This is a genomic window from Arthrobacter sp. SLBN-122, from assembly GCF_006715165.1.
In the GTDB taxonomy this organism is placed as follows: domain Bacteria; phylum Actinomycetota; class Actinomycetes; order Actinomycetales; family Micrococcaceae; genus Arthrobacter.
Genome location: NZ_VFMS01000001.1, coordinates 1,685,129 through 1,711,652, shown reverse-complemented (window position 1 = coordinate 1,711,652; position 26,524 = coordinate 1,685,129). Strand labels below are relative to the sequence as shown.

24 protein-coding genes are annotated in these 26,524 nt (G+C 66.3%); 8 read left to right on the top strand and 16 right to left on the bottom strand.

Annotation, left to right across the window (positions count from 1 at the left end):
- Positions 1–17 precede the first annotated feature (17 nt).
- Positions 18–1,880, top strand: coding sequence for a gamma-glutamyltransferase (ggt, locus tag FBY36_RS07990; protein WP_142118377.1), 1,863 nt, complete (start codon positions 18–20; stop codon positions 1,878–1,880).
- A 106-nt stretch (positions 1,881–1,986) separates the two neighbouring features.
- Here ggt and FBY36_RS07985 read toward each other — a convergent pair whose 3' ends face one another.
- The 7 genes from FBY36_RS07985 to FBY36_RS07955 all read right to left on the bottom strand — a co-directional run bounded on the left by FBY36_RS07985 (position 1,987) and on the right by FBY36_RS07955 (position 8,920).
- Positions 1,987–3,501, bottom strand: a complete 1,515-nt coding sequence (locus FBY36_RS07985; RefSeq protein WP_142118375.1) for an amino acid permease — start codon at positions 3,499–3,501, stop codon at positions 1,987–1,989.
- Positions 3,502–3,527: 26 nt separating this feature from the next.
- Positions 3,528–4,961: an aspartate ammonia-lyase gene (locus FBY36_RS07980; RefSeq protein WP_142118373.1), complete on the bottom strand. Its 1,434-nt coding sequence runs from the start codon at positions 4,959–4,961 to the stop codon at positions 3,528–3,530.
- A gap of 8 nt (positions 4,962–4,969) precedes the next feature.
- On the bottom strand, positions 4,970–6,037 hold the full coding sequence (locus FBY36_RS07975) for an asparaginase (protein WP_142118371.1): 1,068 nt from the start codon (positions 6,035–6,037) through the stop codon (positions 4,970–4,972).
- Between the two features lie 30 nt (positions 6,038–6,067).
- Positions 6,068–6,775: a FadR/GntR family transcriptional regulator gene (locus FBY36_RS07970; RefSeq protein WP_142118369.1), complete on the bottom strand. Its 708-nt coding sequence runs from the start codon at positions 6,773–6,775 to the stop codon at positions 6,068–6,070.
- Positions 6,776–6,817: 42 nt separating this feature from the next.
- Positions 6,818–7,453, bottom strand: coding sequence for a DedA family protein (locus tag FBY36_RS07965; protein ID WP_142118367.1), 636 nt, complete (start codon positions 7,451–7,453; stop codon positions 6,818–6,820).
- Positions 7,454–7,462: 9 nt separating this feature from the next.
- Positions 7,463–8,221 carry a phosphatase PAP2 family protein gene (locus FBY36_RS07960; protein WP_235008758.1) on the bottom strand — a complete coding sequence of 253 codons (759 nt, stop codon included), beginning with the start codon at positions 8,219–8,221 and terminating at the stop codon, positions 7,463–7,465.
- Positions 8,222–8,302: 81 nt separating this feature from the next.
- The gene (locus tag FBY36_RS07955) at positions 8,303–8,920 is read right to left on the bottom strand and encodes a uracil-DNA glycosylase (protein WP_056332119.1); all 618 of its coding nucleotides are present in this window, start codon (positions 8,918–8,920) and stop codon (positions 8,303–8,305) included.
- A 133-nt stretch (positions 8,921–9,053) separates the two neighbouring features.
- On the opposite strand from FBY36_RS07955, the gene FBY36_RS07950 reads away from it, so the two are divergent.
- Positions 9,054–9,566 carry a hypothetical protein gene (locus FBY36_RS07950; RefSeq protein ID WP_142118365.1) on the top strand — a complete coding sequence of 171 codons (513 nt, stop codon included), beginning with the start codon at positions 9,054–9,056 and terminating at the stop codon, positions 9,564–9,566.
- Between the two features lie 17 nt (positions 9,567–9,583).
- Here the strand turns inward: FBY36_RS07950 and FBY36_RS07945 are convergent, their stop codons facing one another.
- The 5 genes from FBY36_RS07945 to FBY36_RS07925 form a co-directional block, all read right to left on the bottom strand.
- Positions 9,584–9,967: an RNA-binding S4 domain-containing protein gene (locus FBY36_RS07945; protein WP_056332115.1), complete on the bottom strand. Its 384-nt coding sequence runs from the start codon at positions 9,965–9,967 to the stop codon at positions 9,584–9,586.
- A 30-nt stretch (positions 9,968–9,997) separates the two neighbouring features.
- Entirely contained in the window at positions 9,998–11,122 is a 1,125-nt protein-coding gene (locus tag FBY36_RS07940) for a sulfite oxidase (RefSeq protein WP_142118363.1), read from the bottom strand.
- Between the two features lie 89 nt (positions 11,123–11,211).
- Positions 11,212–12,072 carry an SDR family oxidoreductase gene (locus tag FBY36_RS07935; RefSeq protein WP_142118361.1) on the bottom strand — a complete coding sequence of 287 codons (861 nt, stop codon included), beginning with the start codon at positions 12,070–12,072 and terminating at the stop codon, positions 11,212–11,214.
- Complete coding sequence (locus FBY36_RS07930) at positions 12,073–13,077, bottom strand: aldo/keto reductase family protein (RefSeq protein ID WP_142118359.1); 1,005 nt, start codon at positions 13,075–13,077, stop codon at positions 12,073–12,075.
- Between the two features lie 54 nt (positions 13,078–13,131).
- Positions 13,132–13,791: a hypothetical protein gene (locus FBY36_RS07925; protein ID WP_142118358.1), complete on the bottom strand. Its 660-nt coding sequence runs from the start codon at positions 13,789–13,791 to the stop codon at positions 13,132–13,134.
- Between the two features lie 194 nt (positions 13,792–13,985).
- Here FBY36_RS07925 and FBY36_RS07920 point away from each other — a divergent pair, with 194 nt between their 5' ends.
- Positions 13,986–14,354 carry a YchJ family protein gene (locus tag FBY36_RS07920; RefSeq protein WP_142122545.1) on the top strand — a complete coding sequence of 123 codons (369 nt, stop codon included), beginning with the start codon at positions 13,986–13,988 and terminating at the stop codon, positions 14,352–14,354.
- Here FBY36_RS07920 and FBY36_RS07915 read toward each other — a convergent pair whose 3' ends face one another.
- From FBY36_RS07915 to FBY36_RS07905, 3 genes are all read right to left on the bottom strand, one after another.
- Complete coding sequence (locus FBY36_RS07915) at positions 14,355–15,188, bottom strand: TIGR04086 family membrane protein (RefSeq protein WP_142118356.1); 834 nt, start codon at positions 15,186–15,188, stop codon at positions 14,355–14,357.
- 64 nt (positions 15,189–15,252) lie between these two features.
- Positions 15,253–17,253: an acyl-CoA dehydrogenase family protein gene (locus FBY36_RS07910; RefSeq protein WP_142118354.1), complete on the bottom strand. Its 2,001-nt coding sequence runs from the start codon at positions 17,251–17,253 to the stop codon at positions 15,253–15,255.
- 61 nt (positions 17,254–17,314) lie between these two features.
- Positions 17,315–17,617 carry a hypothetical protein gene (locus FBY36_RS07905; RefSeq protein WP_142118352.1) on the bottom strand — a complete coding sequence of 101 codons (303 nt, stop codon included), beginning with the start codon at positions 17,615–17,617 and terminating at the stop codon, positions 17,315–17,317.
- Between the two features lie 257 nt (positions 17,618–17,874).
- On the opposite strand from FBY36_RS07905, the gene FBY36_RS07900 reads away from it, so the two are divergent.
- The 4 genes from FBY36_RS07900 to FBY36_RS07885 all read left to right on the top strand — a co-directional run bounded on the left by FBY36_RS07900 (position 17,875) and on the right by FBY36_RS07885 (position 24,473).
- On the top strand, positions 17,875–19,332 hold the full coding sequence (locus tag FBY36_RS07900; RefSeq protein WP_142118350.1) for a DUF3375 family protein: 1,458 nt from the start codon (positions 17,875–17,877) through the stop codon (positions 19,330–19,332).
- Positions 19,325–20,140 carry a DUF4194 domain-containing protein gene (locus FBY36_RS07895; protein ID WP_142118348.1) on the top strand — a complete coding sequence of 272 codons (816 nt, stop codon included), beginning with the start codon at positions 19,325–19,327 and terminating at the stop codon, positions 20,138–20,140. Before FBY36_RS07900 ends, FBY36_RS07895 begins: the two co-directional genes overlap by 8 nt.
- The gene (locus FBY36_RS07890; protein WP_142118346.1) at positions 20,137–23,610 is read left to right on the top strand and encodes an ATP-binding protein; all 3,474 of its coding nucleotides are present in this window, start codon (positions 20,137–20,139) and stop codon (positions 23,608–23,610) included. The genes FBY36_RS07895 and FBY36_RS07890 overlap by 4 nt, the downstream gene beginning before the upstream one ends.
- A 185-nt stretch (positions 23,611–23,795) precedes the next feature.
- Entirely contained in the window at positions 23,796–24,473 is a 678-nt protein-coding gene (locus FBY36_RS07885; protein ID WP_142118344.1) for a hypothetical protein, read from the top strand.
- A 91-nt stretch (positions 24,474–24,564) separates the two neighbouring features.
- On the opposite strand, the gene FBY36_RS07880 is transcribed toward FBY36_RS07885, so the two are convergent.
- The gene (locus FBY36_RS07880; RefSeq protein ID WP_142118342.1) at positions 24,565–25,059 is read right to left on the bottom strand and encodes an FBP domain-containing protein; all 495 of its coding nucleotides are present in this window, start codon (positions 25,057–25,059) and stop codon (positions 24,565–24,567) included.
- A gap of 366 nt (positions 25,060–25,425) precedes the next feature.
- Here FBY36_RS07880 and FBY36_RS07875 point away from each other — a divergent pair, with 366 nt between their 5' ends.
- On the top strand, positions 25,426–26,514 hold the full coding sequence (locus FBY36_RS07875) for an iron-siderophore ABC transporter substrate-binding protein (RefSeq protein ID WP_142118341.1): 1,089 nt from the start codon (positions 25,426–25,428) through the stop codon (positions 26,512–26,514).
- The last annotated feature ends 10 nt before the right edge of the window (positions 26,515–26,524 follow it).

Here is a 26,524-nt window from a genome sequence, read left to right as displayed (position 1 = left end):
CCCACGTAGGAGCCACCATGCCACATTTTGGACGCCGGCTCGCAGCTGTTACTGCAGCGCTGGCCATGAGCGTTACCACCGGGGCCATCAGCCCCGCTTTTGCCACCAATCAACACGATGATGAACGGCACACTCACAAGGACCCCGTAGCCACCGGCTACGGGGGTGCGGTCAGCACCGTTGACCCTGAGGCATCAGCCGCGGCCATCGAAGTCCTCCGCAGGGGCGGAAACGCGGTGGACGCAGCCGTGGCTGCCGCGGCCACCCTCGGAGTGACCGAGCCTTACAGCGCAGGCATCGGCGGCGGCGGCTACTTCGTCTACTACGACGCCAAGAGCAAGAAAGTCAGCACCATCGACGGCCGGGAAACAGCGCCGGCAGGAATTACCCACGATGCCTTCATCGATCCGGCCAGTCCCAAAGATAACCCGAAGCCCTATAACTTCACTCCAGAACTTGTCACCAGTGGCGTCTCAGTGGGCGTCCCCGGCACACCCGCTACCTGGGAGCGCGCCCTGAAGCGCTGGGGCAGCATCAGTCTGGGGGATGCACTTGAGCCGGCTATTGACGTTGCAGAAGACGGCTTTGTCGTTGATGAGACGTTCCGCCAGCAGACGGCGGACAACCAGCTCCGGTTTGAAGCCTTCACCTCCACAAAAGACCTGTATCTGCACGACGGGAAGCTCCCGGAAGTGGGGTCGGTCTTCAGGAACCCCGACCTCGCAGACACGTACCGGCTGTTGGCAAATAAGGGCATGGACGCGTTCTACGACGGCCCGCTGGCCAAGGAGATCGCCAAGACTGTGCAGAACCCGCCCAAGTCAAAGGACACCACACTGCCGGTCCCCAAAGGTTCCATGTCCGAGAAGGACCTGAAGAACTATAAGGTTGTGGACCAGGACCCAACCCACGTGGACTACAGAGGCTATGACGTTTACGGCATGGCGCCCTCCAGCAGCGGCGGCACCACCGTGGGTGAATCCCTTAACATCCTGGACGTCTTCGACCTGCCGGCCCTGAAGGCTGACCAGCCCTCCGTGCTGCACCACTACCTGGAAGCCAGTGCCCTGGCCTTCGCGGACCGCGCCAAGTACGTGGGCGACCCCGCCTTCGTGAAGGTGCCCACCAAGGCCCTGACCGATCCCATTTTCGGCAAGGAGCGCGCCTGCGAGCTTGACCCGATGAAGGCAGCCACGAAGCCGCTGGAGACTGCGGGCGATGTCACCAACTACGACGGCACCTGCCCGGTAAAGCCGGCTGCGGCCGCCGATGAGAAGGACACGGAAAACATCTCCACCACCAACATGACGGTCTCGGACAAGTGGGGCAACGTGGTGGAGTACACGCTGACCATCGAGCAGACCGGCGGCTCCGGCATGGTGGTTCCCGGCCGCGGGTTCCTGCTCAACAACGAACTCACTGACTTCTCCACCGTCTATGACGCTGCCGACCCCAACCGGATCGAGCCGGGCAAGCGGCCGCGCTCGTCCATGTCGCCCACCATCGTGCTGAAGGACGACAAGCCGTTCCTGGCCCTGGGCTCCCCGGGCGGATCCACCATCATTACCACCGTCCTGCAGACCCTGGTGAACCGGATCGACCTGGGCATGAGCACCCCGGATGCCATTGCGGCGCCGCGTGCCGCACAACGGAACACCAAGGCGGTCACTGCGGAGCCAGCCTTCATTGACAAGTACGGCACAGACCTGACTAACCGGTTCGGCCACACCCTGGCAAAGTCAGGCGACTCGTTCACGTCGGCGGCCGAAATCGGGGCAGCCACCGCCATCGAATTCCTCCATGACGGCCGCACCCTGGCGGCAGCCGAACCGGTCCGGCGCGGCGGCGGCTCCGCGATGGTGGTCAAGCCGTCAAAGTAGGACAACCGCTGCGTTAAACACCCCGACGGCGGCACCCGGGTTCCGGATTACCGGAACCTGGGTGCCGCCGTCGGGCGTTTCAGCAGTTACTGCGCGTGGAGCCGAGTTACTTCTTGAAGGTTTCAGCCGGGGCGTTGGCTACCACCGGTGAGGTGCCGGTGTAGCCGTCGCGGGTTTCGGCGATGTCGCGGATGCGTTGGCGGCAGGCGTACCAGCCGATGACCATGAGGATGGAGGCGATGGCGGTGACGAGCATGGTCAGGGGTGAGTCGATGAAGACCATGATGAGGACGCTGATGAGGAAGAGGAGGGAGAGGTAGCCGGTGTAGGGGGCGCCGAACATGCGGAAGGAGGGGCGGGTGACCCAGCCTTTGTCGGCCCAGCGTTTGAGTTGGATTTGGCACAGGACGATGGTGGCCCAGGTCATGATGATGCCGACGGAGGCGATGTTCAGGACGATTTCGAAGGCTTCGGCGGGGACGAGGTAGTTCAGGGGGACGCCGAGGAGGGAGACGGTGGCGGTGATGGCGATGCCGCCGTAGGGGACGCCTGCTTTGTTCATGCGGGAGGCGAATTTGGGGGCGGAGCCGTTGACGGACATGGAGCGCAGGATCCGGCCGGTGGAGTAGAGCCCGGCGTTGAGGGAGGACAGGGCGGCGGTGAGGACCACGAGGTTCATGATGACGTCTACGCCCTGGACGCCGATGGAGCCGAAGAAGGTCACGAAGGGGCTGACGCCTTTCTGGTAGGAGGTGAAGGGCAGCAGCAGGGCCAGGAGGATGACGGAGCCGACGTAGAACACGGCGATGCGGAAGACCACGGAGTTGATGGCTTTGGGCATGATTTTTTCGGGGTTTTCGGTTTCGCCGGCGGCGGTGCCGACGAGTTCGATGGAGGCGTAGGCGAACAGGACGCCCTGCATGAGGATGATCATGGGGAGCAGGCCGTTGGGGAAGATTCCGCCGTTGTCGTTCAGGAGGCTGATGCCGACCTGTTGGCCGTCCACGGGGGTGCCGAAGATGACGAAGTAGGTGCCGATGATGAGGAATGCGACGAGGGCGGCGACCTTGATCAGGGCGAACCAGAATTCCATTTCGCCGAAGACCTTGACCGAGACGAGGTTCAGGGCGAGGACGACGATGAGGGCGGTCAGTGCCCAGGCCCACTGCGGGACCTCGGCCATCCAGGGGATGTAGTTGCCGAAGAAGTGCATGTAGAGGGCGGCGGCGGTGATGTCCACGATGGTGGTGGTGGCCCAGTTGATCCAGTAGAACCAGCCGGAGACGAACGCGGCTTTTTCGCCGAAGAATTCCCGGGCGTAGGAGACGAACGAGCCGGAGGAGGGCCGGTGCAGGACCAGTTCGCCCAGGGCGCGCAGGATCAGGAACGCGAAGAACCCGCAGACCGCGTACGCGATGACCAGGGACGGGCCCGCGGCGTTCAGCCGGCCGCCGGCGCCCAGGAACAGGCCGGTGCCGATCGCACCGCCGATCGCGATCATCTGGATCTGCCGGGGCTTGAGGTTCTTGTGGTAACCCTTGTCCTCCGCGTGCAGGGAGGTCTCGGACGCATGCGCGTGACCACCATCAATAACGTGGTCAGGAAGGGGAGTATTTGTCATGGGAGTGTCCTTTGGGGATGTGGGGACTACTTGCTGAGGTTGGCCAGGCGTTCGGGGCTCAGGAGTTCCTGGAGCTGGGCATCGGTGAGGAGTCCGTGTTCGAGGACCAGTTCAGCCACACCCTTGCCGGTGGCAAGTGCTTCCTGCGCAATGGCAGTGGCGGTGGCGTAGCCGAGGTGGGGGTTCAACGCGGTGACCAGCCCGATGGACTGCTCCACGGTGCGGCGCAGGTGTTCGGTGTTGGCGGTGATCCCACGGATGCAGCGGGCCGTAAGGGTGCGGCAGGCTGCTTCCAGGTGGGAAATGCTCTTGTGGAGGCTGTGGACGATGATCGGTTCGAAAGCGTTGAGCTGCAGCTGTCCGGCTTCGGCGGCCATGGTGATGGTGACGTCGTTGCCGATCACCTCGTAGGCCACCTGGGAGACCACTTCCGGGATCACCGGGTTGATCTTGCCGGGCATGATGGAGGATCCGGACTGGACGGCCGGGAGGTTGATCTCGCCAAAGCCGGCGCGGGGGCCCGAGGAGAGCAGGCGGAGATCGTTGCAGATCTTGGACAGTTTGACCGCCACGCGCTTCAGTACGCCGGACAGGTGCACAAAGGCTCCCACGTCCTGCGTGGCTTCGATGAGGTCGACGGCGGTGACCAGCGGCAGGCCCGTGACCTCCGCCAGGTGCCGGCAGGCGGTTTCGGCGTACCCGTGCGGCGCGTTCAGGCCGGTGCCGATGGCGGTGGCGCCGAGGTTGATCTCGTGGATCAGCAGTTCAGCCTCTGCCAGGCGCAGCCGGTCCTCGCCGATGGTGACGGCGTAGCTGCCGAACTCCTGCCCCAGGGTCATGGGGACAGCGTCCTGGAGCTGGGTGCGGCCCATTTTCACCACGGTGCGGAATTCCATGGCCTTGGCAGCGCAGGCATCCTCGAGTTCCTCGAGTGCTGCGAGCAGCTCCCTGGCGGCGAAGATGGTGCCCAGCTTGACGGCCGTGGGGTACACGTCGTTGGTGGACTGGCTGAGGTTGACGTGGTCGTTCGGGTGCAGCCTCGCGTAATCGCCCTTGGGGTGGCCCAGGATTTCCAGGGCCCGGTTGGCGATGACCTCGTTGGCGTTCATGTTCGACGACGTCCCGGCGCCGCCCTGGACCACGTCCACCACGAACTGGTCGGCAAGCCGGCCGGCCAGGACGTCGTGGCATGCCTGCTCGATCGCATCGGCCCGTTCGGCATCCAGCAGTCCGAGCTCCCGGTTGGTGCGGGCGGCCGCCAGCTTCACGGCGGCGAGCCCGCGGACCAGGTGCATGTTGGAGGACAGCTTCTGGCCGGTGATGGGGAAGTTCTCTACGGCGCGGAGCGTGTGCACGCCCCAGTACGCCTGGGCGGGCACGGCCCGGTCGCCCAGCAGGTCGTGCTCGGACCTGGTGGTGGGGGCGGACGTGGCGTCCGCGGCGGTGTCGATCATGGTCATTGAGGTCCTCACAGGGCTTCGTTGTCGGGCGTGGACTGGGTGGTGTTCAGGAAGTCAGTGGCCAACAGCAGGCCCACCTGGTGGCCGCCGCCCAGCACAGGTGCGGTGGCGATCCCACCGAGGGGTTCGGTGTCTACGGCCAGCGCCTCCAGCAGGCGGACGGTGGCGGGCATCCGGGCGCGGTCGCCGCCGTCGGAAATCTTCACGGCCACGGCACTGCCGTCAGCCAGGCCTACCAGCTGGACGCCCTCAAAGCCGTCCTTGGCCACGGCGCCGGGCAGCAGGCGCATCAGTTCGGTGACGTCGCGGCCTTCGCCGGCCACCATGTGCGGGTGCCGCTGCATGGCGAGCCCGACGGCGGCTTCCGCATTCGTCGAATCGAAGGTATCGCGGTCGTGCCGTGCGGCCGCCTGGGCGATCCGGCCAAAGGAGCGCGCCATGCCGTGGAGGGTCAGGGCGAACAAAGGTGTCCCGCAGCCATCGGTGCTCACGCCGGCGGGCTCTTCACCGGTCAGATCAATAACGGTCCGTGCGACGAGCTGCTGGAGCGGGTGGGAGGGATCCAGGTATCCCTGGACGGGCCAGCCGTTGATGGCGCAGGTCGCGGCCATGGCGGCGTGCTTACCGGAGCAGTTCTGCGTGATCCGGGTGGCGCTGCCGCCGTTGCGCAGCCAGTCCTCGCGCTCAGTGGTGCCGTAGGGGAGGTCCGTGCTGTTTTCCAGGTCCGTGGGGGCGAGCCCGTGCAGTTCCAGGATGCGCAGGGCACCGTCCCGGTGCACTGCCGCGCCCGAATGACTTGCGGAGGCCAACGCCAGGAGGTCCGCGGGCAGTTCCAGGCCGGCGCGGACCATGGCCACGGCCTGGAGGGGCTTGAGCGCCGAGCGGGGATAGAACGGAGTCAGCGGGTCACCTGCGGCTGCCGCCACTGAACCGTCAGCCCCAAGGGCAATCCCGGAACCATAGTGGACACTTTCCACCAGGCCGTCACGGAGGGCGGCTACCAGCGGGATGTGCTGTGGCAGGGCCAGCTGATCCGGGGCAGCGGTGTGGGCAGCAGAAAACACGGGGGATGGCATGGAGTCCTTGGGAGGGTTGGTTGGGTTCGGCTAGCTGTTAAGGATGGATTCCAGGGCTGCGCCCACGGCTTCCAGGTGGTGGGCCATGGCTGCGCGGGAATTTTCCGCGGAACCGGCCTCGATGGCGGCAAGGATCTGCTGGTGCTCAATATCGGAGGCGTGCTGGCGGTCGGCCACCATGTTCAGTGTCTCGGACTGGTGGGCCAATGCGTCGCGGATGTCAGCCACAACGCTCGCGAACACTTTGTTGCCACTGGCCCGCGCAATGGTGGCATGGAAACTGGAATCCAGGGCCACCCAGGATTCCGGATCCGTTTCCGTGGCCATGGCGGCCACGACGCCGCGGAGGATGTCCAGTTCCTCCAAAGTGCGCCGCTCCGCGGCCAGGCCTGCGGCCGGAACCTCAATGTGCGGGCGTGCCTCGGTCAGGTCCCGCGCCGAGTATTGCCCCAGCGTGAGGTCGTTCGCCACCTTGCTGGCAACGACGAAAGTGCCCTTGCCGGTCCTGGTGACCGTGAGGCCCAAGGCTGTGCAGGAGCGGAGGGCTTCCCGGATGACCGAGCGGCTGACTCCGTACTGCTGCGAGAGGGCGGACTCTGAACTGAGCTTGCTTCCCACCGGAAGGGCGCCGGATTCGATGTCCCCTCGGATGGCGTTGAACACCGCCTCGGCAGCGCTCAGCCGGGCAAGGGGACGGCGTGCAGGCTGTCCTGCTGTCCGGCTGTCTGACAGGTTCACGTCTCAAATATGGCACTGGTCACAGTTGCTGTCAAGCTCTCCCTAGACCTGCCGTTGGTTCGCGGCACGCCGCCGCTGCCGTCGCCGTCGTGAACGCACCTGCCAAACGATGAGCGCCGCCACGGCCACCGCAGCGATGACCACGGCGAGATCCCGGCCCACTGCCTGGGCGACAGCCTCGTAGGAGTTGCCTGCGAGGAAGCCCAGCAGGACGAAGCCGATGCCCCAGACGATGCCGCCCGCCGCGTTCCAGGTGAGAAACCGGCCGTAGGGCATCCGGGAAGTGCCGGCGAGGGCGGGCATGACAGCCCGGAAGAAGGCTGTGAACCGGCCAAGGAAGACGGCGGAACCGCCTTTCCGGCGGAGGAAATCCTGAGCATTCTCCAGCCTCCCGGCGTGTCGGCGGAGCGTTTTTGCGTCCAGGATGCGGGAGCCCAGATGCTTGCCCACCTCGTAGCCGACGCTGTCACCAATGATGGCGGCACCCACCACCAGGGCCATCATGGTGCCCAACTGCACCTCGCCCCGGCTGGCCACCACGCCCCCGAGGACGGCTGCTGTTTCGCCTGGGATGACGAAGCCGACGAACAATGCGTCCTCGGCAAACACCAGGCAGAAGACGGCGATATACGCCACGATCGGGCTGACGTTCAGGAGGCCGTCGATAAAGCCCGTCATGGCAGTGGATCAGGCCTGGGGTGCCGGGACGGGGCCGAGCTTCGCCAGGAACGGTATGCGGGCCAGCAGCGCCAGGCCGAACCGGTTCCACAGGCCCGTCAGGAACGCCGCACCGGTGGCTGCGGTGAGGAAGGACGCCGTGACATCTGTTGGATAGTGCACGCCGAGGTAGACGCGGGAGAATGCGACGGCAAGCGCCACGACGATCCCGAGGACGGCCGCGGGCCGCTGCCACCTGGTGCCGCGGGCCAGCAGGAAGACGGCGATGGCCAGCGCGGAGGCCAGTGCCACGTGGCCGCTGGGGAAGCTGTCCGTTCCCGGCTCTGGAATGAGCGGGTTGTACAGGGCAGTGGAGTCGGGGCGGTGCCGGGCCACCAGCACCTTAAACAGTTCGCTGCTCACCCAGCCGCCGGCAGCAACCAGCCCTGTTGCGACGGCGTTGACGGGGCTGCGGCGCACCAGCAGCAGGTAGAGGCACAGGGCGGCGATCATCAGTACGCCGCCTGCCGGGCTGAACACCACATTGATGACCATGGCCACGGCCGTCAGCGGCGGCGTGTGGTCATGGCTCAGCTCGGCGTCCACCGACATATCCGCTGTCGTCAGTGCGGGGATGAACCTCAGCGCAAGCCCGCCGGCAACGATCAGGACTGCCGCGAGGACGGGGACGGCGACCCAGTGGCGCAGCTGGGGGAGGGCGGCCATCCGTAGGGCTGCGGCCTCCGTTGGGGATGCCGCCTCGTGGGATCGGTTGGTGGGGGACGTCACGGTTAAGCCTGGTTCTCTCGCCGGTCAGGGTACCTACGAGTATGCGCCCGCGCGGCTGAAAGAAGCCTGTGAAGAGTGCAGCTAGAGGTGCTGGATACCTGCCCGCTGCATGGCGTCACGGTAGGTGTCCACGCTCTTGGCCAGCAGCTCTTCCTGCTTGGCTTCGGAAACAGCAAAGGCCCTGCCGCCCAGGGCGGAGGCCTTGTAGATTTTGATGCCGGCGTTCTTTAACGAGGAATGGTAGGTCTTTTCGAACAGGGTGAGGAAGGTGGATGCGTCTGTGCCGTGAGCAATGATCGCGGACACCCGGGAGTTGATTTTGAGGAACTGCCGGAAAGGACGCAGGCCATCGGTCTTTTCCTGGACGCTCAGGGCCGATGGGCTGCCGCTTTCGCGGACCCAAGGGTAGGCGTTCCAAGGCATGACGTAACGGGGGTCCAGTTCAGCGAGTTCGTAGATCTGGGTGGCGCGGCGGGCTGCTTCGTCATCGTTATTGTGGGAGACAAAGCCGGACTCAGTCCCCTTGCCGGGACTGGCCTGGAGGCTGATGATCCTGCATTCATCTTCGTCGTGGACGGGGTCGATATAGGGGACTGTGGAACCGGGCTTCTTTTCCATGAGTTCATCGCAAAGCTGGGTTACCTTCGCGATGTTCGGTTCCTGTAGCAGGGCCTTTTTTTCGTCCCAATCAATCGTCACGATTTCTCCCTTGGCAGCGAGGCGTCCAGAATCAGGCGTCCTATGTCACTCTACGCTTTTGCGGGGAAGGGTGGGCACACCGAGTTTGTCCGGTCGGCCAGCAACGGCCCGGGGACATGCTGTTCAATGGATTATGCAGTTCACCAGGAACGGCCTGAAGGCCGAAGGTTTCGCCGGCTTCCGGCCGATCCAGGACCTCGAGACCATGAGGATCCCGCAAGGAACGGGCCTCTTCACGGTGGTGGCTCCGGAAGGTTTCCAGCCCCGCTTCCTCCCGAAAAGCACCGCGGGCATCTTCAAGAAGAAGGAACCGTCCCTCCCCGCAGCCGCTTTGACTGCCCAGTGGGTGGACGGCGCCGTGGTTCTCTACGTCGGAAAAGCCGGGCCCGGAAGCAAAGGTAACCGGGGGCTCCGGCGTCAGATCCAGGAGTTTGTGGACTTCGGGCAAGGAAAGCCGCCCGGGCATTGGGACGGGCGCGCACTCTGGCAGCTTGCCAATGCCGGATTACTGGCCATTGCGTGGAAAGAACTCCCGGCGGAACAACTGAACAGCGCAGAAGCCGCTTACCATTCAGCGTTCGTGGCGGAATTCGGCCGGTTGCCGTTCGCGAACCTCGTGCAGGCACGCACCAGGTCCGGCGCTTGACGTCTCCGGCGCGCCTTTCACGCAGGGCCCCGTAACCGCTCCATCTCGCGGCGGTCCTTTTTGGTGGGCCGGCCCGCGCCCCGGTCCCGTTGCGGCAGGCCAAGCGCCGGCAGGACAGGCCGCGGGGGAGTGTGGTCGGTGAAGCAGTGCGAGGCCGCCTCGGCTCCAACGCGTTTGGCGATCAGCCGCCGGACCTCCAGGATGCGCTCGTACCCGGACATGCGGACGGTCACCGTGTCCCCTGTAACCAGGGTTGCCGACGCCTTCGACGGGCTGCCGTTCAGGCGGACATGCCCTGCCCGGCAGGCTGCAGTGGCGGCCGAGCGCGTTTTATAGGCGCGGATGGCCCACAGCCAGGCATCGATCCGGACACTGGCGGGGGAGGCAGGGAGACTGGTCATGGTTGGCACCGAGTATAGCCCCGGGACCGGTCACTCCACCGTCACGCTGACCCGCTGCACCACGTTGTTGCCCATTCCCTGGTAGTTCCAGTTCTGCTCAAGTGGTTGGGTAGCGCCCGTGATGTCCGTGGCACGGCACGCCAGGACGTGCTCGCCCGGGTCGGCCACCCAGGGCAGGCTCCACCTCCGCCAGGCGAAGCCGCCGACGGGCTTGTCCAGGTGGGCCGGCAGCCAAGTGCCGTCAATGCCCACCTCAACCGCGGTCACGGCACCCTCACCTGACCAGGCCCTGCCTTCCAGCATCACCGGGCCCGGGCGAAGGAACCGCTGCCGCGTGAAGAAGTCCGGAACGCCCGGCGGGACCATCAACGAACGCACCCTGATCCGCGTAACCGGCGTGCCGGCGTCGTCCGCGGTGCTCTGGTAGCGGTAGGCAGGCTGCTGCTGGAACCCGGTAAACGGCGCCCGGACCACGTCAATGGACTGCAGCCACTTCACGCTGGCCATGCCGTACCAGCCCGGCACCACCAGCCGCAGCGGGTGGCCATGCTGCGGCGGCAGGTCATCGCCGTTCATCTTGTAGGCGAGAACGACGTCGGGACGCAGCGCTTCACGGATCGGCAGGCTCCGCGCGTACTGCTGGGGGACGCCGCCCTGAACCCCCGCATCGGCCCCGGTGAAGACCGCCTCCACCGCATCCGGCAGCACGCCCGCCTTGCCAAGGAGATAGGCCAGCGGCACCCCGGTCCAGTACGCCGTACCCACAGCCTCCAGCACCCAGGGCTGGCTCACGGGCCGCGGCTCCAGGAGCGAGCGGCCGTTGCCTGCGCATTCGAGGGTCACGGGCACCGTGATGGCCGGATCCCTCCGCAGCGCCGCCATGCCCAACTCCAGGGCGCGCTCCACTGCACCCCCAATCCGCAGGTGCCAGGAGGACGCATCGGGATCCGGAATGTCGAAGTGCGTCAGCACATAGTGAAGCCCGGGCGGTGTCACTTCGCGGCGGAGCATCTCGAGCGGCATCGAGTGGTTGCGGGCCGCGAGCTGCAGCTCCTCGCGGGTGAGTGGACCTGATGTGGGCTGCGCGCCGGGCGCTCCAACAGTTGACTGTTCCGTCGGCGGCTCCCGCGTGGGCTGCTGGTTGCTGTAGTTCATGGCGCTGCGATTCTGGTAGCGGAGTTAAGGGACGCCCCCGCCAACAGGTCTACGCCGGGACCACCCGCGCGTCAACGAAATTAAACCCCCTACAGCACCGGCCGGGTCAGGAACCCGGCAAGGCTGATGGGGTCCTGGCCGGTCAGCCCGTGGACGTCCGGCGACAGCCCCGCCATCTCGCCCGCTGCCATCGCCGTATAAGTGCTGACCCACGCGTCCAGCTGCCACTGTGGAGCACCGTAGGACGCCCGTGAGGCGTAGGCTTCCTCCACCGTCTCCGGGTGGTAGCTGATGGTGCGCCCGGTCCCGGTGCTCAACACCTCGGCCGCCTGTGCCATGGTCAGTTCCTCCGGGCCGGTCAGGTCGTAGGTCTTGCCCTTGTGGATGGCTGGATCCCGCAGCACGGCGTGGGCGCAGCGGGCAACATCCTCCCGTGCCACGCCCGAGAACAGCCCGTCACCGGCAGGGCCGCGGATCACGCCGTCCTCGCCGGCCAGCAACGGCAGGAAGTCCAAATAGAAGTTATCCCGCAGGAAGGTGTAGTCCATCCCGGACGCCTTGACCCGCTCCTCCGTGGCGAAATGGTCCCTGGCCAGGGTGAAGGTGGCGTCCGGCGCGGCCCGGTAGAAGGACGTGTACACCACGTGCTGCACCCCGGCATCCGCAGCGGCATCCACAAACGCATAATGCTGCTGCAGCCTGTCTTCGGCCTCCGCTGCGGACACCATGAACAGGATTTCGGCGCCGTCCAGGGCCCGCCGGGACGCGGCGCCGTCCCCGTAGGAACACACCACCGGATGGGCGTCATCCAGTTGCGGTGCCCGCGCGGCGTCGCGCACCAGCAGGCGCTGGGCGAAACCTGACGCGGCCAGTTGCCGCGCCAGCATTCCGCCCAGGCCTCCCGTGGACCCGGCGACCGCGAGCTTCGGCAGTTCCGACGGGGACGCCACTTACGCTTCCCGCGTGGCCGGCGACTTGGTCTGGGCAGGGTCCCGCTCAGCAAGGCCGCCGACGGCGTCGTCGATCTTCTTCAGGACCTCCGCTTCAAGCTTCACGCCGGCGGCAGCCACGCTGTCGGCGATTTGCTCGGGCCGGGAGGCGCCGACAATGGCGGAGGCAACGTTGGGGTTCTGCAGGACCCAGGCAACGGCAAGCTGCGGCATGGACAGGCCGGCTTCCTCGGCAATCGGCTTCAGTTCCTGCACGGCGGCCAGGACGTCGTCGCGCATCCAGCGCTGGATCATCCTGGCACCGCCCTTTTCATCCGTGGCGCGGCTGCCTTCCGGGGCAGGCTGGCCGGGCAGGTACTTGCCGCTGAGGACGCCCTGGGCCATGGGCGACCAGACGATCTGGGACACGCCAAGTTCTTCCGACGCCGGGACCACCTCGGCCTCGATCACCCGCCACAGCATGGAGTACTGCGGCTGGTTGGAGATGAGCTGGAAGCCCAGTTCCTTTGACAGCTTGTGCCCCTCGCGGAGCTGGTCCGCGGTCCACTCGCTAACACCGATGTACAGCGCCTTGCCCTGCCGGACGATGGCCGCGAACGCCTGCATGGTTTCTTCCAGCGGCGTTTCGAAGTCGTAGCGGTGGGCCTGGTACAGGTCCACGTAGTCCGTCTGCAGCCGCCGCAGCGACCCATTGATGGACTCCATGATGTGCTTGCGGGACAGGCCAAGATCGTTCTTGCCCTTGGGCCCGGTGGGGCCGAAGACTTTGGTGAAGATTTCCAGGGACTCGCGCCGCTCATCCTTCAGGGCCTGGCCCAGGACGGTTTCCGCGGCGGTGTTGGCGTAGACGTCCGCGGTGTCAAAGGTGCTGATACCGGCGTCGAGGGCAGCCCGAACGCATTGGGTGGCAACGTCGTTTTCCACCTGCGAGCCGTGCGTCAGCCAGTTGCCGAACGTAATTTCCGAGACTTTGAAGCCGCTGTTTCCGAGGTATCTGAATTCCATGGGTTTCACGCTAACCCAGATGGTTGCTCAGGGTAAGGGCTTTGCCGTTCTCCCTTACGGCTGGGGGTGCGCGTCCTGCGCCTGTTCCCTGAGCACCTGCTGCTTGCCCGTCAGGGAAACCAGGGATCCGGTATCCAGCGGCGGCACCGGATGGGGCGGCTGGGGCTTCTTGAAGGACCGCGGCAGCTCATGCGGCGGCCGGTGGTTGTGCAGGGCGGATTCCACCAGCGGGGCCACCTCGGCCACCTTGTCGGCGGGCACGGCCGGGTCCGGAAGGTCCCGCACCGACAGTTTGATTTCGGGCGCGGCGGCGCGTGCCCTGGCCTGGGCGCGCTTGTCGGCCTCGGCGACGGCGGAGGCCCAGTCTTCAGCGAGGACCGGCGGTTCGGGGCGGGCGGCGGCAAGCTTTGGATGGCGTACGACGGCGGTGCGCAGCGACTCCTTCAGTTTGTCCGGCTTCAGCGCTGCGGCCTTTGCCGCCAGCGGCTTGCGGGCCTGGGCCGGCTGTGCGGATGAACCGGCAAACCGGGCCAGTTTCCCCTTCCCGGGCACCCGCCCGAACAAGGCCATCAGAATAATGGCGGCAAGGCGCCCCAGGCCCGCGAGGACCAGGGTGATGACGCCGAGCAGGAAGAGGACGCCGAACATCATGAGGGCCACGCCAACAGTGCCCAGGAAGGTCAGGTTGAGGACGAGAGTGTCCGGGTTCTCCACGTCTTCTCTCCTCTCCAGCCGACATCCTGGGTCCGCTCCGGGCATCCGGTGCCGGGGGCAAGCTCCTTCTCCACCATACGGATTTTTGTCCGGCCATGCCGCCGCAGCCCGGGGTGGGTCCGAGGTTGTAGCGAAGCTGTTACCCGATATGACAGCATCACCGGGTGACCGAACTGAATGAGTCCGCAAACTGCATGTGCCTGTCCGGGGAGCCCTACGCCGAATGCTGCGGAAGGTTCCATTCCGGCCGGGCGCCCGCTGCCACGTCAGAACAGCTGATGCGGTCCCGGTACAGCGCGTTCGTGCTGCTGAATGAGGACTACCTGTTGCGGACCCACCATCCATCCACCGCACCGGCCGGCCTTGACCTGGACCCGGCGATGCAGTGGCGCCGCCTGGACATCCTGGCCGCCAGCGGAGGCGGACCTTTCGATACCGCCGGCACGGTGGAGTTCAAGGCGTACTACCGACACGGCAGGGAGCGGGGGGTCCTGCACGAGAACAGCAGGTTCGTCCGGGAGCACGGCCGGTGGCTTTACGTGGACGGCGACATCCTCGCCTGACTATTGCTCGTCGTCGTAAAAATCGCTGTCCGGGGTGAACCCGGCGCGGTCAACCTTCCGGTGGAACCGCATACCCGCCAGGCCGCCGAGCACCGCGCCAACCAGGGCCACGGCTGCCACCACGATTGCGGCGATGATGCTGGTGGTGGTCAGCTGGCCTTCATTGATGGGGATGCGCGGGAAGCTGTTCAGGTTGGCCAGGACATTGAACTGTTGCCCTGCCACCACGCCCAGGATGGCCACCACGACGGCCGCGATCAGCGCCCAGATCCACACCATGAGCCCCTGCTTGGCGCCGTTGAAGCGGGCCATCCTGCCGGCCACGTAGCCGCCGCAGTAGTAGGAGAGGAACAGGATCACCAGGAGCACGATGATGCCCACCAGCCCAACGGTGCCGGTGTTCTGGGCGGCCTGGTTCACGGCCTCGTTGACGTCGGTGTTGCTGGCAAGCCCTACCGCGGTCCCGGCAGCTGCCACGAGCGCCGTCAGCAGCACGGCCATCCCGGTGGCGGTCAGCCAGCCAAAGAACGCCGAGCCCACCTTGATGCCGCCAAACCGCTCCTTCTGGCGCGCCACCGCGGTTTCCCGGTTCGCCAGCGTGGGGTCTGACGCCGGCCCAACCACCGGCGTGGCCCGGGTGGGGGAAGGCTGGTATTCCCGCTCCGCCGAGGGTGCAGTGGAATAGTCCCTTTCCCGTGGGCGTGTGGGCGCTTGGTCCATTGAGCGTGTGGCGGCATCGTCCGCGGCTGCATCCCGGTAGCTTCCGCTGCGGGTGGTTTCATCCTCCCGGGCACGGCGGGGAGGCAGGTTCTCTGGGTCCGTTGAGCTGCTCATGATTCAACTCAACCACCCGACCGGAGGGATAGCAAGCGTGCTTACTATTTCGTGACCTGCGGTTTTACCGGTATTTCCGGTGCAGGTCCTCCTTTTTGGACGGCCCAAGCGACGCATCGGCAATCCATGGGCCGGTACCCTCTGACGGGTCCAGGACCCCGGCCTCCAGCCACGTGTAGTCGCCGGCGAGGACCTTGCGCGTCAGTGCCTGGTCGGCGTCGTCCGTGTTCCGCCACAGCTGGTCGAAGTACTCGTCCACCCGCACCCTGGCCTGTTCGCAGTAGGCATCGGCAAGCTCGTAGGCGCCGGCGGCCTTTTCGGGGGAGGTCTTCAGTAACATCTCCGCGCGGGAGCAGCAGGCGGTCATGGCGAAGAGCTCCGCGCCGATGTCCACCACGCGGCCCAGGAACGCCTGTTTCCGCTCCAACTTGGCCTGCCAGCGGCCCATCCCGTAGAAGGTCTGGCGGGCCAGCCGGCGGGACGAGCGTTCAACGAACCGGAGGTGCTTGGCCAGCCTGCCGAACTCCGCATAGGAGCGGGGGTCCATCCCGGCGCCGGCCACCAGCTTGGGCAGCCACTTGGCATAGAAGCCGGAGGCCCCGACGGCGGCCTTGGCTTTGTCGGCCAGGCTTGCATCCAGGGACGCGAGGTCGCCCGCGGCGGCCAGGTGGGCATCCACCGCTTCCCGGGCGATCAGCAGGCGCATGATCTCGGAGGAACCCTCGAAGATCCTGTTGATCCGCAAGTCCCGCAGCTGCTGCTCCGCCGGTACGGCACGTTCACCGCGTGCAGCCAGCGACTCGGCCGTCTCAAACCCGCGTCCGCCCCGGATCTGGACCAGCTCGTCAGCGATCCGGCAGCTGATTTCCGTGGCCCAGAGTTTGGCGAGCGCGGCCTCGATCCGCACGTCCTTCTGCCCGGCGTCGGCAAGTTCCGCGGAGAGTTCGAACACGGCGTCCAGCGCAAAAGCCGACGCCGCGATGAAGGCGATTTTCTTGCCCACAGCCTCGTGTTCGCCCACCGGCCTGCCCCATTGGGTGCGGGCGTTGGACCATTCGCGGGCAATCTTCAGGCTCCAGCGGCCCGACGCGACACACAGCGCCGGCAGCGCCAGGCGGCCCGTGTTGAGTGTGGTCAGGGCGATCTTCAGGCCCTGGCCCTCCCGGCCCAGCCGGTTGGCGGCCGGCACCCGCACCTGATGGAAGCGGGTGACCCCGTTCTCGATGCCGCGCAGGCCCATGAAGGCGTTGCGGTTTTCCACGGTGATGCCCGGCGAGTCCATTTCCACCACAAACGCGCTGATGCCGCCCTTGTGCCTGGTGCCGTGCGGATCGGTGTGCGCGGGGACAACGGCCATGACCACCACCAGTTCGGCGATCACCCCGTTGGTGGTCCAAAGCTTCACGCCGTCCAAAAGGTACGCGTCGCCGTCGTCCGTGGGCGTTGCCGTGCTGCCCATCCGGGCGGGGTCGCTGCCCACGTCCGGTTCGGTGAGGAGGAAGGCGGTGACGGCGCCCGCGGCGCACCGGGGCAGGTACTCCCGCTTTTGCTCGGACGTGCCGAAGACCTTGACGGGTTCAGGCACGCCGATGGACTGATGTGCCGAGATCAGGGCGCCCAGGCTGGGGTGCACGCTGCCCAGCAGGGCCAGGGCGCGGCCGTAATAGACCAGGGAGAGCCCCAGCCCCCCGTATTCCTCCGGGATCTTCATTCCGAAGACGCCCAGTTCCGCGAGGTCGTTGATGTATTCGTCGGGGATTTTGGCATCCCGTTCAATGACCTGCCCGGACATGGTTTTGGCGAACTCCGTGAGGCGGGCCATGAACTCCTCGCCCTTTTCCACGGAAGCAGGGTCCGGGGCCGGCCAGGGATGGACCAGGCCAAGATCGAAACTGCCCAGGTACAGGCCCTTGGCGAAGCTGGGGCGGTCCCAGCCGGATTCGCGGGCTGCCTCGGCGACGGCGCGGGCATCTTCAGCAGTTGCCCCGGCGCCGATGTTGCCGGCGGGGACGGGGGTTTCTTCAGCCGGGGCGTCTTTGGCCTGGCTGTCAGTTGCGGAGGTCATGGGTTATCTCCTAGGCCGGATTGGCCGGTGTAGCCATGGATCCGCCGGGTTGGAGAACCCTTCAGCTGTCCCTCAAGATTACCCGCGGGTAGGTTCCGGTGCTAGGGGCGGGCTGGCCCTGGAAATCGCCGGGCAGGTCCACTGCGGAGGCGCGATGGACCAGCCTGTCCCAGCCTGCGTTGATGCCGTGGACCACGGCCAGGAGCGTAGTGGACACCACCACCCAGGTGAACTTCCCCGCCCCCAGCACGGCCAGGGAGATAAGCCCGGCGGTGAGCACGAAGGCGGCCAGGATAGCCCCGAATACCAGTGTCCCGATGAAGACCAAGGTGGCTGTTTCCACTGAGCTTAGATCGAACTGCATGAATCCCCCTGCTGCGACGTTGCTTTGCATAAGACTGCTGTGGCGAAGACCAGTAGCAGAAGCGTAGGGGGACAGCCGCACAGCCAGCCAGAGCAGGATGGGGCAGAAGTGACTGTTGATACGGGATTGAAACACTACCGGCAGGTAGGTCACGGAGTGGTCGCGGCGGCCTGCGTTAACCTTGTAGTTGGCAGTTTTCCGGCCGGTCCCTCGCGTGCCGCCCTGCCAAGCCCCTGCCCAACAGCCAAGGAGAGTGTGTGCCCCGCTCCGCCAGGTCATCCGCTGACGCCATCAGCGCCCGGCTCCGGGACCTCGAACTCCTCACCAAGGGACCCGCGTGGGCCCTGACGCGTTCGGCGCCCTGGGTGATTGCCGTGCTCCAGGCTTCCTTTACCCGTACCCGCCCGCAGGTTCCGCTCGAGGAATTCCATGCCGACGTCGACTCCTTCCTTGAGGAGCTCCGGCGCCAGGATCCCGGGCTGGGAGGAGGAGCCAACGGAAAGGCCTTTGGTGACGAGTGGACCCGGCGGCAGTTCCTGACCCGGCGGAACCAGTCAGGCCGGATTGTCTACGAGGCCACGGAGCCTGCGGCGCGTGTGCTCGCTTTCCTGGACAGCCTCTCCAGCGAGCGGTCCACGCTGAACGGTTCACGGCTGGGCACGCTGCTGGGGGACGTGGAAAAGCTCGCCAACGAGACCAACCCGGACCAGACCGCCCGGCTCGAAGCCCTCGAAGAGGAAATCGAAGAGCGGCAGCAGCTGATCCAGGACATCAGCACGGGTGGGTTCGACGGCCTGCTCGATGACGACGAAGCCGTGGAGGCCGCCGGGAACATCCTGGACCTGGCCGCCAGCCTCCCCGCCGACTATAAGAAGATGCGTGACCGGATCGAGGAACTGGTGGGCGGGCTGCGCAACCAGATCATCGAGGAGTCGCTGACCAAGGGCGCCACCATGGCCCAGGTCCTGGAAGCGGACAAGCGGCTCCGCCAAAGCCCCGAGGGCAGGACGTTCCGGTCCTTTACCGCCTTCCTGGAGGACCCGCAGCAGCAGGTGAGGTTCCGGTCGGCCATCGGGGAGGTCCTGAGCCGCCAGTTCGCGGACGATCTCTCGCCGGACGACCGGGAGACGCTCAAGAACCTGGTGGCCGAGCTCCGCCAGCAGCACAGCCAGATCCAGCGCATTTACGGCAAGCTCAGCGAGAGCCTCAACACCTACGTCCAGAGCGACGACTTCCGGCAGTCGGTCCGGCTGCGGCAGGTCCTGCGCGAGGCTGAGCAGGCCATCCGTTCCCTTCCCTACGAGCGCGAACGCCCCGGACTGGTTCCCGGCCCCGTCCTGTACAACGCCGGGTTCGAGTCGCTGTCCATGGTGAAGCTCTTTGACCCGGACGAGTTCGCGGCGCCACCCCGGCTGGCCGATCCCATCGCCTTCACCGACTCGGACCGGGTGCGCTCGCCGAGGACCGGCAAAGCCAGGCCGGACGTGGTCCGGTCCGCCATGGCAGGGGCTGCCACCCTTGCCGACGCTTGGCAGCAGCTGCCGCCGGAAGAGCAGCACATCAACACCATCCGCGCGCTCCTGTCGGAGGCCCTACACGCCGGGGCCGACTTCGACCGCGGCGCCTGGGATGGCCTGGACTTCGAACAAATCGACGGCTCCACCCGCAGGGCCTACCTGCCCGTGGTTACGCTCGCAAAGGATTCAGATGACTGAGGAAATCACGACGACGGCCGTTGGGCACCCCTTCACGGTCTCACCCCGCGACACGTTCGTCGACGGCGCCGCCCTCTTCCCCGGTGACACCGGCGTCCTGTCCATGAAAGTGCGACAGGCCCTGGTGAAGCTGCTGAAGGGCCCGTACATTGACGGCGGCCGGGACGAAAAGCTCTGGACCACCCTGCTGGACAACCAGGTGATCCTGCGCAGCCGCCTGTCCGAGCTGTTCCTGACCCTCCAGCTGGACCACGAGCGCAAGATCGCGGTCCTCCGCCCCGTGGATCCGGACGTCATCGGAGGAAGCGCCCGGTCCAGCATCCTGCGCCAGCAGCGTGCCCTCAGCCGGGTGGAAACCATCGTGCTGCTCCGGCTCCGCCTGCTGCTGGACCGCCACGTCACGGCCCAGACCGATCCCACCATCACCCGCGAGGAAATCACCGACCTCGTGGCGCACTACCAGCCCGCCGGCCAGCAGGACGCCCTCCGCGACTCGGATGTGGTGACACGGGCCGTCAACAAGCTCCTGGCCCGCCAACTCCTGCTTCCCACGGGACTGGACGACGTCTACACCATCTCGAACGCCCTGCCCCTGGCCCTGCCGTTCGAAAACATCGGCGACATCCCGGCCCACATCGAAGCCTTGGTGGCGGCAAGCACCGATCCCACCGGTACCGAGGCAATGCTTGACCTGGACGCGGACAGTGGCGCCGAGGACGACGACGCCGATACCGCCCCTGGCGACGGACGGGAAGACGAAGCATCGGCTGCGGAGTCAAAGGCGACAAAGACTGAGGTGACCAAGTGACTATCGCAAGCATGCTCCCGTTGGGCGACGTGACGAACCCCGGCCAGATGCGGCTGGCCTTGGTGCAGGTGGTCAACTGGGGGACGTTCCACGGAGCGCACACCATGCATGTGGACCGGAACGGAACCCTGCTTACGGGCAACTCGGGCGTGGGCAAGTCCACGCTGTTTGACGCGATGCTGCGGGTTTTCGATGCCCGGCCGCGGTCCAATGAGGCGGCGGCGCAGCGTTCGGGCGGTGCCGTGGAGGACAAGCGGACCACGTTCACCTACATGCGCGGCAAGGTGGGGGACAAGGCGGTGGGGGAGGGCTCGGCGAGTGCGTTCCAGCGCCCGGGTGCCACGTGGTCCGCCGTCGCGCTGACGTTCGACAACGCCGCGGGCACGCGGGTGACGGTCTCGGCCTTGTTCGACCTGCCCAAGAACGGCACGGAGTCGAGCGTGGGCCGGTTCTACCTGATCGACAATGTGCCCCTGGACCTCGAAGCGGTGGAGGGCATCGCCGACAAACGCTTCACCAGAGGCGCGCTTGAGGCCATTTTCCCGCACGCCCAGGTCTTCGACGTGCACAAGGCCTTCGCCGAACGCTTCCGCCGGCTGCTGGGGATCAGCTCGGACCAGGCCCTGCCCCTGCTGCGCGTGATCCAGGCCGGCAAGGGGCTGGGCGGCAGCGTCAACACCTTCTTCCGGGACCAGGTGCTGGACGCTCCGGCAACTCTCGCCGCCGCCGATGACGTGGTGGAGGAATTCAGCAACCTGATGTCCATCCGCCAGCGGCTGGAGGACGTCCGGCAGCAGCGCGACCAGTTGGCGCCGGTGCCGGGACTGAACCGCGAGTATGCGCAGTCCCTGCTTGACGCCAACCGGCTCCGGGAGCTCGTTGGCGAGGAGTTCGAGGCGTACCGGCAGCAGCTCGCCGTTACGGTCCACCAAAAGACGCTGGCCCGTTTCCGTGAGCTGGCGCAGGCGAAGGCCAAGGAACTCGGGGCCGAGCGTGCCGTCCGCGACAACCTGGCCAAGGAACTGCGGCAGCTGGAAACCGACTACAACAACCAGGGCGGCAACGCGATTTCGGCGATTGAGCAGTCGCTGGAGAACGCCCGCGTTGGCCTCAAGCTGCGCCGGCAGGTTGAGGAGGCTGCCCAGCAGGCACTGGCCGACGCCGGGCTGCAGCTTGAGTGGAGCGCCGCCGGCTGGGAGCAGGCCCACGAGCAGGCGGCGGCACGGTCGGCCGAGCTGAAGGATGATTCGCAGGCCCTGCAGGAGCTGCGGTTCGAGGCCTTCGACGCCCACGCCGGCCGCAAACGGGAGCTGGCGGCTGCCGAGCAGGAGCTCGTCTCGTTGAAGACGCGCAAGTCCCTGCTGCCGCCGTCGAGCATTGAAAACCGCGCCGCCATCGCCGCCGCAACCGGCATCCCGGAAGACCGCATGCCCTTCGCAGGCGAACTCATGGACCTTGCCGAAGGCGAGGAACGGTGGCGCCCCGCCGCCGAACGCGCGCTCCGCAGCCTGGCCACCACCCTGCTGGTGCCCGGTGAACACTTCGGCGCCGTCACCCGTTACCTCAACGACCACAGCGTCCGGGGCGCGCTGCGGGCGGTGGACGTCTCCAAGCCGCTCGCCGGCGGTGCGCTCGCCCTGGAGGACGTGCGCGACGGCGACCTGCTCACCAAGCTGGATATCCTCGCCTCAGGTGCGGCGGCCGAAGCCGGTGAATGGGTCCGCGAGCGGATCGCCCTGGACTTCGCCTATCAGTGCGTGGAGGACCCCGACGAGCTGGCAGCGCTGGACAAGGGCCTGAGCCTGGGCGGCGTGGTCAAGCGCAACCGGCACACGGTGGAGAAGGACGACCGGTTTACCAGCCGGCAGGACTACGTCCTGGGCTTCGACAATGCCGCCAAACTGGAACTCGTGGCCGGCCAGGTGGAGGACCTCCGGCAGGAAGTGGTCAAGGCCGCGGAACTGGCGCAAAGCCGCGAGGATTCACACCAGGGCATGAGCCGCCAGCTTGACGCGCTGGGGCGGATTGCGGAAGACGACCGACCCTGGGAACAGGTGTCTGCTGCCGTGGCGGCGGACGAGCTGACCCGGATCGAGCAGCGGCTCAAGGACGCCCTCGCCGCGCAGGCAGACCTGGAGCCGCTGCGGGCCACCATCGAGGAGGTCCGGCAAAAGCACCAGTCCAGCACCGAGTCCGCCGCGGTCCTGCAAAGCGAATACAAGGCACTGGACCGGCAGCTCACAGCTGCGGATTCGCTGCTGGAAGCCGCGCGTGACCGCCTGGCCCAGGCACCGCCGTCGGACGCCACCGTGACGGCGCTGGAGCCGTACTTTGCGGAGTTCGGCGACGTGACCGAGATGCACGAGCTGGACAACCTGGCCAACCGGGTCCGGACCGCCCTGCTGGGCGAACTGCACGGCGCTGAATCCCGGGGGCAGGCCACGGCGGAGCGGCTCACCCGCATCTTCGAAGGCTTCGTGCGGGAGTGGGGCAGCGCCATCTCGGCGGACCACGGCACCAGCATCGGCGCGGCCAGCGAATTCGAGGCCCGCTACCACGCCATCGTGAATGACGGCCTGCCGGCCCAGGAGGCGGAGTTCCGGCTGTTCTTCAACCAGCGCACCCACGAATCCTTCAGCACCCTGCTGCACCTGCTGGACGAGGAGCGCCGCTCCATCACCAGCCGCATCCTGCCCCTCAACGGCATCCTCTCCCAGGTGAACTTCCACGAAGGCAGCTACTTGGAACTGGACATCAAGCAGACGCTGCCGCCCACCGCAAAGCAGTTCAAGGACGCCATCCAGAACGCTTTGAAGGCGCGCCACATGCGGCCCGGCAGGACGGACGCAACCAAGGGGGAGGGGCCGGACAACGACGACGCCGAGCTCACCGCCCGCTACAAGTCCCTGGAAACCCTGGTCAAGAGGCTTGGATCGCAGGCGCCCGAAGACCGGCGGTGGCGTGCGGAAGTGCTGGACGTCCGGGGCCACCTGTTCATCCAGTGCAAGGAGCACCGGGAAGTCGCCGCCCCGGCTGGCGAAAAAAAGAAGGGCGGCGCCAAAAAGACCGAGGTGTTCATGCACGCGGACACCGGCTCCATGTCCGGCGGCGAGCGGCAGCGGTTCACCGCGTTCATCATGGCTGCGGCCCTGAGCTACCAGCTGGGCATCGCCGAGCAGGGCTTCACGACGTACGGCACGGTGATGATGGACGAGGCCTTTGTGCTTGCCTCAGAGGAGTTCGCCGGTGCCGGCATCAAGGCGCTGCACGAATTCGGCTTCCAGCTGCTGCTCGCTGCGCCGGAAAACGTGATCGACCTGTCCCGGCACCTGGGCTCCGTCACCGAGATCCTCCGTGACCGCCGCACCAACCGCTCCGGTGTCCTCACCGCACCGGTGATCCGGCCCCGTCAGGGTGAGGAAGGTGCCTGGCGGTCGGAAGCGAACCCGGTGGACATCGTCCTGCGTTGAACGGAATCCTGCTATATAACAAATTGATGGATTTATTGCTCCGGCCATGGTGTCCGGTAATTCGGCTATGCCACTCTGGGCTTTACCAACTCACCTCGCCTGAGTAAATCCCATAGGTACTGCAGGATGCTGGGTCCGCACTGTTCCCCGAGAGAACGATGGCGTCCTCTTGAAAGGCACTTCCCATGCGCCTCCTGCACTGTGCACCGCTTACGCTCGCTGTTGTGTTGCTCTCCCTCGCCGCCTGTGCCGACGGGACCCCGGAGAATGGCGGTTCATCCCCGGCGTCCGCCGCCATTTCCACAGTGGCCCCGGACCCGGCACGGTCAATAGTTCCCGCCGCCACATCTTCCCCGGTTCCCGCGGGGCCGGAAACCTTCACCTTTCCCGATGGCCGGCTGTCCTTCAGCCATCCGGCGGACTGGACGGTGGAGGTTTTCGAGCCGTCGAAGACTCCGTACGTGGGAACGGCCACGGTTCGCGACGCCGAAGGAAACAGCCGCATCAACGTCCACTACGGCCAAATCGCCGACGTCGTGGCCGGCTCTGCCATCCGGACCGTCATCGAAACAGACCCTGTCCTGGGCCTCCGGGACCATTCTGTTCCCACGCCGCATTCCTCGTTCTTTGTAGACCGCAGTGAAGCCGCCGCAAGATACCGCATGGAACTCACGGCCGGACTGCCCGTTTCCCCGGACGGGCAGGTTCGGGAAGGTCCGGTGCTGCTTGGGGACCGGGTCCTGAGCGCGGACGTCCTGTTCGACGCGCAGCCGTTCACCGACGATGAGGCGGCGAAGGCCTGGTACTGGGGTGCTGAAGGCCAGGCGCTCAAAGCGGTGCTGATGAGCTTCTCGTACCGCTGACCGGCAGGCCGGGAAGCCCCGCTCACAGCCGTGAACGGGGCTTCCTGCTGCATGCCTGCGCGGGCCGGCAGCTCCCAGCTGGGCTGCACCTTTATTTGGCCTGCACCCTGGCCAGGAACTGGGCCGTGCGGTCCTGCAGACCCTGGATCTGGCGCTCCACCACGGCAGCCGGGTCGGGGTTGATCTCGTTGACCGGGGGTTCCTTGCGGACGTTGCCGCAGCAGAGGAAGTCGGCGCAGATCAGAGTGCCCACGGTGTTGCCGTCGCGTCCGGACTGGCCGGCGCGCTTGGCGACCCAGAGGAGCACGTCCTCCTTCGAAAACACGTCGCGGCAGAGCTCGCACAGCACGGAGCGCTTCTTTCGTGCCCCTCCTTCGGGTGCCCGGAGCATCATTCCCGTGAGGCCTTTGGGCCCGGGAACCACCAGGTAGCCCCGGAGCGGCATCTTCTGGTCGCGCCATCCCAGGAACTCCAGGTTGTCCCAGTCGAGGGAGTCGAAGTTCCTGGGCAGGGTGAGCTTCGCGGCTTCCGAGCGGCTGGCGTTGACGAAAGATGAACGGATCTGTTGGGGCGTGACTGATTGCATGGCTGAACTTTCGTGAAAGGTGGGCGGCCCGGAGCCGGGCCAGGGGTAACGGGGGGAGTCAGTCAGTCTCCGCGGTGCAGGCCAAAGCGGCCACCCCGCTTCCCACGGCAGCGGCGGCCCAGCTGGCCTTCTGCGTGCTCATTGTTCCCGTTGTCCTGTTCCTGTTCAGCATCCGGTGTTCTTTCCGCCGGATCGGCAAGGCCATCCTGCCAAATCAATCGCCTCCTGTCCAAGGAACTGCCAGGGAGCCCGCCCGGGAGTTGTGCGCTGCGTCACTAGGAAGTATTAGGTGACAAAACATTTGCGTAATTGCCGTTTACATAGGTTAGCCTTACTTAAGTTTCAACAGCCTGATCAAGGAGCACCGTGACATCCCCCCTCTTTCCCGGCCCCCTTTCCACCCGCCGGACCCTCTTCTCTTCCGCAGGCAAGGCCGCAGCAGTGCTGGCGGCGGCCACGCTCACGCTTTCCGCGTGCAGCACGGGGCCCGCCTCACCGGTTTCGGATGCAACCAGTTCCAGCAGCAGCCCCGCCTTCCCGGTGACCATCGAGCACGTGTACGGCAAGACCACCATCGACAAGCAGCCCACCCGCGTTGCCACCGTCTCCTGGGTGAATGACGACGTCGCTATCGCCCTCGGCGTGGTGCCCGTGGGGGTTCCCAAGAACGAGTGGGGCGGCAATGACAAGGGCTCCACCCCCTGGAAGGACGCGGCGCTCGAAAAGCTGGGGGCCGGATTTGGTTCGGCCAAGGCTCCCGCCCAGTACTCGGAGGCGGACGGCATCAACTTCACCGAAATCGCCAAGCTCAGCCCGGACGTCATCCTCGCCGCCTACTCAGGCCTCAGCGAGGAGGACTACAAGAAGCTCAGCGAGATCGCCCCCGTGGTGGCCCACCCGGAGGTGGCCTACGGAACCTCCTGGCAGGACTCCACCGCCATCATCGGCAAGGCCCTGGGCAAGGAAACGGACGCCACCAAGCTCGTCTCCGATACCGAGGCAACCCTCAAGGACAAGGTTTCCCAGTACCCGCAGATCCAGGGCAAGAGCTTCATCTACGGCAACCTGGAGCCGGCCAAGGGTGACGGCGTCAACGTCTACACCGCCAACGACAACCGTCCGCGCTTCCTGACCGAAATCGGCATGACCCTCGCGCCGGTAGTAGCTGACAACTCCAAGGGATCCAAGGAGTTCTACCTGGCCTGGTCCGCGGAGAAGGCTAACGAACTGCAGTCGGACATCTTTGTCACCTGGGTTCCCGATGCCTCCACCACGGACGCCATCAAGGCCGATCCGCTGCTCGGGCAGATTCCGGCCATCAAGAACGGCGCGCTGGTGGCCGATTCGGACAACACCCTGACCCTTTCCATCTCGGCCTCGTCGCCGCTGAGCCTGCCGTGGTCCCTGGACACGTTCCTGCCGCAGCTGGCCAGCGCCGCGGATGCAGTGAAGTAGGCACCCCTTC

What these genes read in the sequence shown, in the direction of transcription:
- FBY36_RS07905 (WP_142118352.1), bottom strand. Translation starts at nt 17,617, where the DNA reads ATGCAGTTCGATCTAAGCTCAGTGGAAACAGCCACCTTGGTCTTCATC.
- FBY36_RS07915 (WP_142118356.1), bottom strand. Translation starts at nt 15,188, where the DNA reads ATGAGCAGCTCAACGGACCCAGAGAACCTGCCTCCCCGCCGTGCCCGG.
- FBY36_RS07950 (WP_142118365.1), top strand. Translation starts at nt 9,054, where the DNA reads ATGCAGTTCACCAGGAACGGCCTGAAGGCCGAAGGTTTCGCCGGCTTC.
- FBY36_RS07980 (WP_142118373.1), bottom strand. Translation starts at nt 4,961, where the DNA reads ATGACCATGATCGACACCGCCGCGGACGCCACGTCCGCCCCCACCACC.
- FBY36_RS07945 (WP_056332115.1), bottom strand. Translation starts at nt 9,967, where the DNA reads ATGACCAGTCTCCCTGCCTCCCCCGCCAGTGTCCGGATCGATGCCTGG.
- FBY36_RS07910 (WP_142118354.1), bottom strand. Translation starts at nt 17,253, where the DNA reads ATGACCTCCGCAACTGACAGCCAGGCCAAAGACGCCCCGGCTGAAGAA.
- FBY36_RS07985 (WP_142118375.1), bottom strand. Translation starts at nt 3,501, where the DNA reads ATGACAAATACTCCCCTTCCTGACCACGTTATTGATGGTGGTCACGCG.
- FBY36_RS07965 (WP_142118367.1), bottom strand. Translation starts at nt 7,453, where the DNA reads ATGACGGGCTTTATCGACGGCCTCCTGAACGTCAGCCCGATCGTGGCG.
- FBY36_RS07940 (WP_142118363.1), bottom strand. Translation starts at nt 11,122, where the DNA reads ATGAACTACAGCAACCAGCAGCCCACGCGGGAGCCGCCGACGGAACAG.
- FBY36_RS07885 (WP_142118344.1), top strand. Translation starts at nt 23,796, where the DNA reads ATGCGCCTCCTGCACTGTGCACCGCTTACGCTCGCTGTTGTGTTGCTC.
- FBY36_RS07880 (WP_142118342.1), bottom strand. Translation starts at nt 25,059, where the DNA reads ATGCAATCAGTCACGCCCCAACAGATCCGTTCATCTTTCGTCAACGCC.
- FBY36_RS07975 (WP_142118371.1), bottom strand. Translation starts at nt 6,037, where the DNA reads ATGCCATCCCCCGTGTTTTCTGCTGCCCACACCGCTGCCCCGGATCAG.
- FBY36_RS07895 (WP_142118348.1), top strand. Translation starts at nt 19,325, where the DNA reads ATGACTGAGGAAATCACGACGACGGCCGTTGGGCACCCCTTCACGGTC.
- ggt (WP_142118377.1), top strand. Translation starts at nt 18, where the DNA reads ATGCCACATTTTGGACGCCGGCTCGCAGCTGTTACTGCAGCGCTGGCC.
- FBY36_RS07930 (WP_142118359.1), bottom strand. Translation starts at nt 13,077, where the DNA reads ATGGAATTCAGATACCTCGGAAACAGCGGCTTCAAAGTCTCGGAAATT.
- FBY36_RS07920 (WP_142122545.1), top strand. Translation starts at nt 13,986, where the DNA reads ATGTGCCTGTCCGGGGAGCCCTACGCCGAATGCTGCGGAAGGTTCCAT.